We start from the raw sequence: 6,880 nt of genomic DNA on the forward strand, positions 1-6,880 counted from the left end.
GGTGCAGGGTACTGCTTATTTCTTGGCGGCGAACAGCGCATCGAGCTGCTGCTCGAAGGCGTGATAGCCGATGCGGTCGTAGAGTTCCTCGCGGGTCTGCATGGTTTCCACCACGTTGCGCTGGTGGCCATCGCGGCGCACCGCCTGGTAGACGTTCTCGGCGGCCTTGTTGGCGGCACGGAACGCCGACAGCGGGAACAGCTGAATGGCGACGCCGGCCGAGGCCAGTTCATCGCGGCTGAACAGCGGGGTGGCGCCGAATTCGGTGATGTTGGCCAGCACCGGCACCTTCACCGCGTCGACGAAGCGGCGGTAGGTATCCAGATCGTAGGCGGCCTCGGCGAAGATGCCGTCGGCACCGGCCTCGACACAGGCGATGGCGCGCTCGATCGCCTTGTCCACGCCGTCCACCTGGATGGCATCGGTGCGCGCGATCAGGAAGAAGTCCGGATCGGTCTTGGCATCGGCAGCGGCCTTCACACGGTCGACCATTTCACCCTGCGAGACGATCTCCTTGCCCGGCCGATGGCCGCAACGCTTGGCACCGACCTGGTCCTCGATGTGGCAGGCGGCCGCGCCGGCCTTGATCAGCGACTTCACGGTGCGCGCGATATTGAACGCGCTCGGGCCGAAGCCGGTGTCGATGTCGACCATCAAGGGCAGGTCGCAGACATCGGTGATGCGGCGCACGTCCACCAGCACGTCTTCCAGGGTGTTGATGCCCAGGTCCGGCAGGCCCAGCGAGCCTGCGGCAACGCCGCCGCCGGACAGGTAAATGGCACGGAAGCCGGCGCGCTTGGCCAGCAGGGCGTGGTTGGCGTTGATCGCACCGATCACCTGCAGCGGCGATTCGGCAGCCAGCACCTCACGGAAGCGGGCACCGGCGGAGAAAGGGGCAGAAGCGGTCATGCGACGATCCAGGTTGAAGTACGGATAAGGAAGCGCAAGCACCATGCCAAGCTGCAAGCGGTTGATTTCACGGGAATGACCGGCATGCAGCAGTGGAACATATGAAACATTGAAACGGATGTATCATGAAACATCCTCCCCGAACCGGCTGCCATGTATCTGCCCCGCTCCCCGCTTCGCCATGCCGATGCCGACCCGGGCCGTCCGGTGATCTGGACGGTCAGCGTCTCGCGGCTGACCGGCCTGCTCGGCGACGTGATCCCCGAGTTCGACCGCCGCGCGCGTATCGAACAGATCAATCTCGGCTTCGAGGAAGCGGTGGAGGTGATCGGCCAACGCCTGCGCCGCGAGCACTGCGACGTGGTCATCGCTGGCGGCTCCAACGCGGCCTGGCTGCGCGGCCGGCTGGAGCTGCCGCTGGTGCCGATCCAGGCCAACGGCTTCGACCTGATGGAAGCGCTGGCCCGGGCACGGCGTATCGCCAGCCGCATCGGCCTGGTCACCCACGCCAGCGACGTACCGGTGTTCAGCAACTTCCAGCAGAGTTTCGGCCTGGATATCGAGCATCGCCGTTTCGTCACCCGCGAGGATGCGCGCGACTGCATCGCCGACCTGCGCGCCAACGGCATCGAGGTGATCGTCGGCACCGGCATGGCCATCGACCATGCCGAGCAGGCCGGCCTGCCCGGGGTGCTGCTGTATTCGGCCGACTCGGTGCGGCAGGCGTTCGAACATGCGCTGGAACTGACCCAGACCCTGGCACGTTCCGGCAGCAACCGCGCTGCACCGCGCCGGCGCCCGGCAGCGCGTGCCGATGCGCATGAACTGCTCGGCGACAGCGACGCGATGGCGCAGGTGCGCGCGCAGATCGCGCTGTATGCCCCACATGACAGCACCGTGCTGGTCAGCGGCGAAACCGGCACCGGCAAGGAACTGGTGGCGCGCCAGCTGCACGCCGCCAGCGGGCGCCGTGGCCGCTTCGTCGCGCTGAACTGTGGCGCGATCAGCGAATCGCTGCTGGAAGCGGAGCTGTTCGGCTACAGCGATGGCGCCTTCACCGGCGCACGGCGCGGCGGCCGCGTTGGCCTGGTGGAAGCTGCAGATGGCGGCACCCTGTTCCTGGACGAAATCGGCGAACTGCCGCTGCCGCTGCAGACCCGCCTGCTGCGGGTGCTGGAGGAACGTGAAGTGCTGCGCGTGGGTGCCACCGAACCGACGCCGGTGGACCTGCGCGTGGTCGCCGCCACCCTGCAATCGCTGGAGCAGCGCGCGGCGGCCGGCAGCTTCCGCCGCGACCTGTATTACCGCCTGGCCGCGCTGCGGATTGCCCTGCCCTCGCTGCGCGCCCGACGCGGTGACATCCCGTTGCTGGCGCAGCATTTCTTCCGCCAGCTGCGTGGCATCGACGCGCCATTGGATGAGGCGGCGCTGGCGGTGCTGTGCGCGGCCGAGTGGCCGGGAAACGTGCGCGAGCTGCGCAATCTGGTCGATCGCCTGCGCATCCACTGGCAGCCCGGTGAAGGGCTGATCGATACGGCGCGGCTGCTGCAGCTGGCACCCGAGCTGGTGCATGAAGGTGTCGCGGCGTTGCCGCTGGAAAGCAACGGCAGGCGCCCGCCGCGGGCCAAGCTGGAAGCACTGCTGCGGGAACACCGGCATGATCGTGAGGGCATGGCGCAGGCGCTGGGCGTGTCACGCACCACGCTGTGGCGCTGGCTGCGCGCGGAGGACCTGTAAAGCCGAGCCCATGCCCGGCTGAGGTTCCCGCGTAAGCAGCCGAGCATGGGCTCGGCTCTACAGGGTGCCTGTCGTCAGCGCGCTTCGATGGCGAACCGTCCACTACCCACTGCGGCAATCCACAGCAGCAGTACGCCCAACGGCACTTCGCTCAGGTAGAAGAACCAGCTCAGCCAATCCGGCACGCTCAGTCCCGTAGGAATGCGCGCGATGCCATCGGTCAGCGCAGCCACTACGCAGATCGCCGCCAGCAGCAGGGCCGAGGGGCGGCTCAAAAGGCCCAGCACCAGCAGACCACCCGCAATCCACTCGATCGCACCGAGTACCGGCGCACTGAACACCGGGAATGGGATACCGGCATCGACCAGCGTATGCACCATGCGCTCGCGCCCGGCGTCGGTGAACACCTTGTTCCAGCCGGACACGCAGAACATCACACCGGCGACGATGCGGGCGAGCAGCAACAACAACGCTTCCACGCCGCGGCGTGGTGGCGGCACGGCAAACAGGCAACGCCAGGAGGGCATGGCAACTCCGCAGATCGAGGGCATCGCAGCGAGTGTGCCCGTCGCCGACCTGCTCGTGCATGAAGCGGACCAGTCCGTTCGCGACAAACGCAGGTTGCTGTAGAGCCGAGCCCATGCTCGGCTGCTCCTGCGAGAACATCAGCCGAGCATGGGCTCGGCTCTACAGCAGCCCCGGCACCACCCCGCCTTACGGGTACAGCAGGCGCTTGCTCCAGCGCCCTTCGGCGCCGGCTTCATAGCACCAGCGCTCGTGCAGGCGGAACTGCGCGCCATACCAGAACTCGATGCGGTCAGGCACCACGCGCAGGCCGCTCCAGCCCTCCGGGCGCGGCACGTCCTTGCCCTCGAAGCGGGCTTCGACCTCGGCCACGCGCGCATCGAATTCCTCGCGCGTTGCCAGCGTCTTCGACTGCTGCGAAGCCCAGGCACCGATCTGGCTCATGCGTGGACGGCTGGCGAAATAGGCGTCGGCCTCGGCAGCGGCAACCTGCTCGACGCGACCCTCGATGCGCACCTGGATGCCGGCCTCGCGCAGGCTGCGCCACAGGAACAGCAGTGCAGCCTGCGGATTGGCCTGCAGCTCCCGGCCCTTGTGGCTGTCCAGATGGGTGTAGAACACGAAGCCACGCTCATCGAACGCCTTCAGCAGCACGGTGCGCGCCGAGGGACGACCCTGCGTATCGGCGGTGGCCACGGTCATCGCGTTCGGCTCGACCTCGCGGCTCTGTTTGGCCTCGTCGAACAGGCCGGCAAACGTGGACAGGGCTTCGGCGTACAGGTCGCTCATGATTGCGTTCTTCTCACACGGATTGGGCTATTGTGGCTGCATGGCCGCTGCTGCGTATATGCCCCAGGTGAAAGGATTCCCCGAAACATTGGCCGAACAGGCGCTGGATGATGCGCTGGGCAGCGGCGCAGCGGTTCCAGTATTGGCGATCAGCGGCCTGCAGGGGAGCGGCAAATCGACGCTGGCGGCGCAGGTGGTGGCCCGTGCCCAGGCACGCGGCCTGAACGCCGCCACGCTGTCGATCGATGATGTCTACCTGACCCGCGCACAGCGCCAACGGCTGGCCCGCCAGGTGCACCCACTGCTGATCACCCGCGGCCCGCCCGGCACCCACGACCTGCCGCTGGCCCATGCGGTATTGAACGCCGTGGCCGCACGCCAGCCCTTCGCAATGCCGCGCTTCGACAAGCTGGCCGACGAGCGCCTGCCCGAAGCACACTGGCCGCAGCTGCAGCAACCGCTGGACCTGCTGGTATTCGAAGGCTGGTTCCTGGGCACGCCCGCGCAGGATGACGACGCGCTGGACAGCCCGTTGAACGCACTGGAACGCGAAGCCGACGCCGATGGCCGCTGGCGGCGCTGGTGCAACCAGGCGCTGGCCCGTGACTACCCGGCGTTGTGGCAGCGCTGCGACCGCCTGTGGTTCCTGCAGCCGCCGGATTTCTCGGTGGTACCACGCTGGCGCTGGCAGCAGGAGCAGAACCTGCAGGCCGCGCAGCCGGGCCGGCACGGCATGAGCCGGCCACAGCTGGAGCGCTTCGTGCAGTACTACGAGCGGGTCAGCCGCCAGGCGCTGCATTCCCTGCCCGCCCTGGCCGACCACGTGGTGGTGCTGGACGGCCAGCGACAGGTGCAGGACGTGCGCTGAACGCGCCCCTATTCCACCAGGAAAGTCACCCGCAGGTTGACCCGCCATTCGGTGATCTCGCCGCTGCCATTGGTGACCACCTTGGTCTCGTTCACCCAGGCGCCCTGGATGCCCTTGACCGTCTCGGAGACCTTCTTCAGCCCGCTGCGCACGGCGTCTTCCACGCTTTTCGGCGAGGACGCAGTGATTTCGATGACCTTGGCGACCGTCATGGCCTGTACTCCGTCTGGCGCGGGAGACCCCGCAGGAACGCCCACCCTGACGTGAAGAACGTAAAGGCCAGGGCACGGAGGTGTTAGCATCAGAAGGCATGAATCCTGCTCCGAACCTGATCCTGATCGGCCCGATGGGCGCCGGCAAAACCTGCATCGGCCGCCGCCTGGCCGAGCGTTTCACGCTGGACTTCGTCGATGTCGACCAGACCATCGTCGATGCCGCCGGCGCCAGCATTCCGACCATCTTCGAGCACTCCGGCGAAGCCGGCTTCCGCAGCCATGAACGCCAGGCGCTTGCGCGGGTACTGGAAGGCCGTGGCCAGCTGGTCTCCACCGGTGGCGGCGCCGTGCTGGATCCGGACAATCGTGCACTGATCGCCCGGCGCGGCTTCGTGGTCTATCTGCGGGTCAGCGTGGCCGAACAGCTCGAGCGCCTGGCCCGCGACAAGGGCCGGCCGCTGCTGCAGCGCCCGGACCGCGAGCAGGTGCTGCACGATCTGGCCGCACACCGCGACCCGCTGTACCGCGAACTGGCCGACCTCACCCTCGACACCGACCCGTATACCGCTGCCGATGCGACCGCCCAACTGGTGGTCAAGCTGGCCACGCAATGGCAGCGCCAGGACCTGACCGCATGACCTCCCCCGCCCTGCTGCAGGTCGCCGTTGGCGGCGACCGCCCCTACTCCATCACCATCGGCGCCGGTGCCCAGGCCGATGGCACCGCGCTGGCCTCGCACGTGCGCGGCCGTCATGTGCTGCTGCTCAGCGACAGTGAAGTCGCCCCGCGCTATCTGGCGCCGGTGAAGCAGACGCTGCTGGCCGCTCGCCCCGACCTGGTCATCGGCGAGCACGTGCTGGCCGCGGGCGAAGCCTCCAAGACGCTGGCCGAGTTCGGCCGCGCGATCGAAGCGCTGGCCGCGCTCGGCGCCACCCGCGACGCCTGCGTCTTCGCCCTCGGCGGCGGCGTGGTCGGTGATCTCGCCGGTTTCGCTGCCGCCTGCTGGATGCGCGGCGTGGACTGCGTGCAGCTGCCGACCACCCTGCTGGCAATGGTCGATTCGTCGGTGGGCGGCAAGACCGCAGTCGACATTCCGGCCGGCAAGAACCTGGTCGGTGCCTTCCATCCACCGCGTGCGGTCATCGCCGATACCCGCGTGCTGGCCACCCTGCCGCCACGCGAGCTGCGTGCCGGCCTGGCCGAAGTGGTGAAGTACGGCGCGCTGGGTGATGCCGTGTTCTTCGAGTGGCTGCAGCAGCATGCCGATGCGCTGCTGGCCGGCGAGGATGCGGTGCTGGCCGAGGCCATCGCGCGCAGCTGCCGGCACAAGGCCGCCATCGTCGAGCGCGACCCGTTCGAAAAGGGCGAGCGTGCCCTGCTCAACCTCGGCCACACCTTCGGCCACGCCATCGAGACCGAACAGGGCTATTCGGCCCCGGGCCGCGATGCGCTGAACCACGGCGAGGCGGTGGCGGTGGGCATGGTGCTGGCGGCGAAGCTGTCCACCGACCTGGGCCTGGCCGACGATGCCGACCGCGCGCGCCTGCAGGCCCTGCTGGAACGCCTCGGCCTGCCGGTGGCGATCCCGGCCGGGCTGGAGCCGCAGGCCCTGCTCGGCCGCATGCGCCTGGACAAGAAGAACGTGGCCGGCCGCCTGCGCCTGGTGTTGTGGCGCGGGATGGGCCGTGCCGAAGTGGTGCCGGACGTGGATGAGGCGGCGGTGCTGAAGGTGCTGTCGGTCCGGTAGTGCCGGCCGCGGGCCGGCAACCACCGCAACGAGGGGGCCCGCCCGCCGCCGGCCCAAACGGGCGGCGCGGGACGGATTGCGGCCCGCGAC

General features: G+C 68.5%; 8 protein-coding genes. 4 read left to right on the forward strand and 4 right to left on the reverse strand.

Features of this window, described 5'->3' with window-relative positions:
* Nucleotides 1-15: 15 nt before the first annotated feature.
* Entirely contained in the window at nucleotides 16-909 is an 894-nt protein-coding gene (gene prpB, locus AC5JLE_RS10680; RefSeq protein WP_496065292.1) for a methylisocitrate lyase, read from the reverse strand.
* Between the two features lie 153 nt (nucleotides 910-1,062).
* Between prpB and prpR the strand changes: the two genes are divergently transcribed.
* Nucleotides 1,063-2,646, forward strand: coding sequence for a propionate catabolism operon regulatory protein PrpR (gene prpR, locus AC5JLE_RS10685; RefSeq protein WP_134967273.1), 1,584 nt, complete (start codon nucleotides 1,063-1,065; stop codon nucleotides 2,644-2,646).
* Nucleotides 2,647-2,720: 74 nt separating this feature from the next.
* On the opposite strand, the gene AC5JLE_RS10690 is transcribed toward prpR, so the two are convergent.
* Together AC5JLE_RS10690 and pdxH are read right to left on the reverse strand one after the other, a co-directional pair.
* Nucleotides 2,721-3,173 (reverse strand): DoxX family protein, encoded by a 453-nt coding sequence (locus AC5JLE_RS10690; RefSeq protein ID WP_197562062.1) that lies wholly within the window; start codon nucleotides 3,171-3,173, stop codon nucleotides 2,721-2,723.
* Nucleotides 3,174-3,360: 187 nt separating this feature from the next.
* Nucleotides 3,361-3,960: a pyridoxamine 5'-phosphate oxidase gene (gene pdxH, locus AC5JLE_RS10695; RefSeq protein ID WP_053495218.1), complete on the reverse strand. Its 600-nt coding sequence runs from the start codon at nucleotides 3,958-3,960 to the stop codon at nucleotides 3,361-3,363.
* A gap of 40 nt (nucleotides 3,961-4,000) precedes the next feature.
* Between pdxH and AC5JLE_RS10700 the strand changes: the two genes are divergently transcribed.
* Nucleotides 4,001-4,828 carry a kinase gene (locus AC5JLE_RS10700; protein ID WP_241884294.1) on the forward strand — a complete coding sequence of 276 codons (828 nt, stop codon included), beginning with the start codon at nucleotides 4,001-4,003 and terminating at the stop codon, nucleotides 4,826-4,828.
* Between the two features lie 8 nt (nucleotides 4,829-4,836).
* Here the strand turns inward: AC5JLE_RS10700 and AC5JLE_RS10705 are convergent, their stop codons facing one another.
* Nucleotides 4,837-5,040, reverse strand: coding sequence for a dodecin family protein (locus AC5JLE_RS10705; RefSeq protein ID WP_005410663.1), 204 nt, complete (start codon nucleotides 5,038-5,040; stop codon nucleotides 4,837-4,839).
* A 98-nt stretch (nucleotides 5,041-5,138) separates the two neighbouring features.
* Between AC5JLE_RS10705 and AC5JLE_RS10710 the strand changes: the two genes are divergently transcribed.
* Together AC5JLE_RS10710 and aroB are read left to right on the forward strand one after the other, a co-directional pair.
* The gene (locus tag AC5JLE_RS10710) at nucleotides 5,139-5,681 is read left to right on the forward strand and encodes a shikimate kinase (protein ID WP_197562195.1); all 543 of its coding nucleotides are present in this window, start codon (nucleotides 5,139-5,141) and stop codon (nucleotides 5,679-5,681) included.
* Entirely contained in the window at nucleotides 5,678-6,790 is a 1,113-nt protein-coding gene (aroB, locus tag AC5JLE_RS10715) for a 3-dehydroquinate synthase (RefSeq protein ID WP_032957074.1), read from the forward strand. The genes AC5JLE_RS10710 and aroB overlap by 4 nt, the downstream gene beginning before the upstream one ends.
* The last annotated feature ends 90 nt before the right edge of the window (nucleotides 6,791-6,880 follow it).

It is taken from the genome of Stenotrophomonas sp. (genome assembly GCF_059505245.1).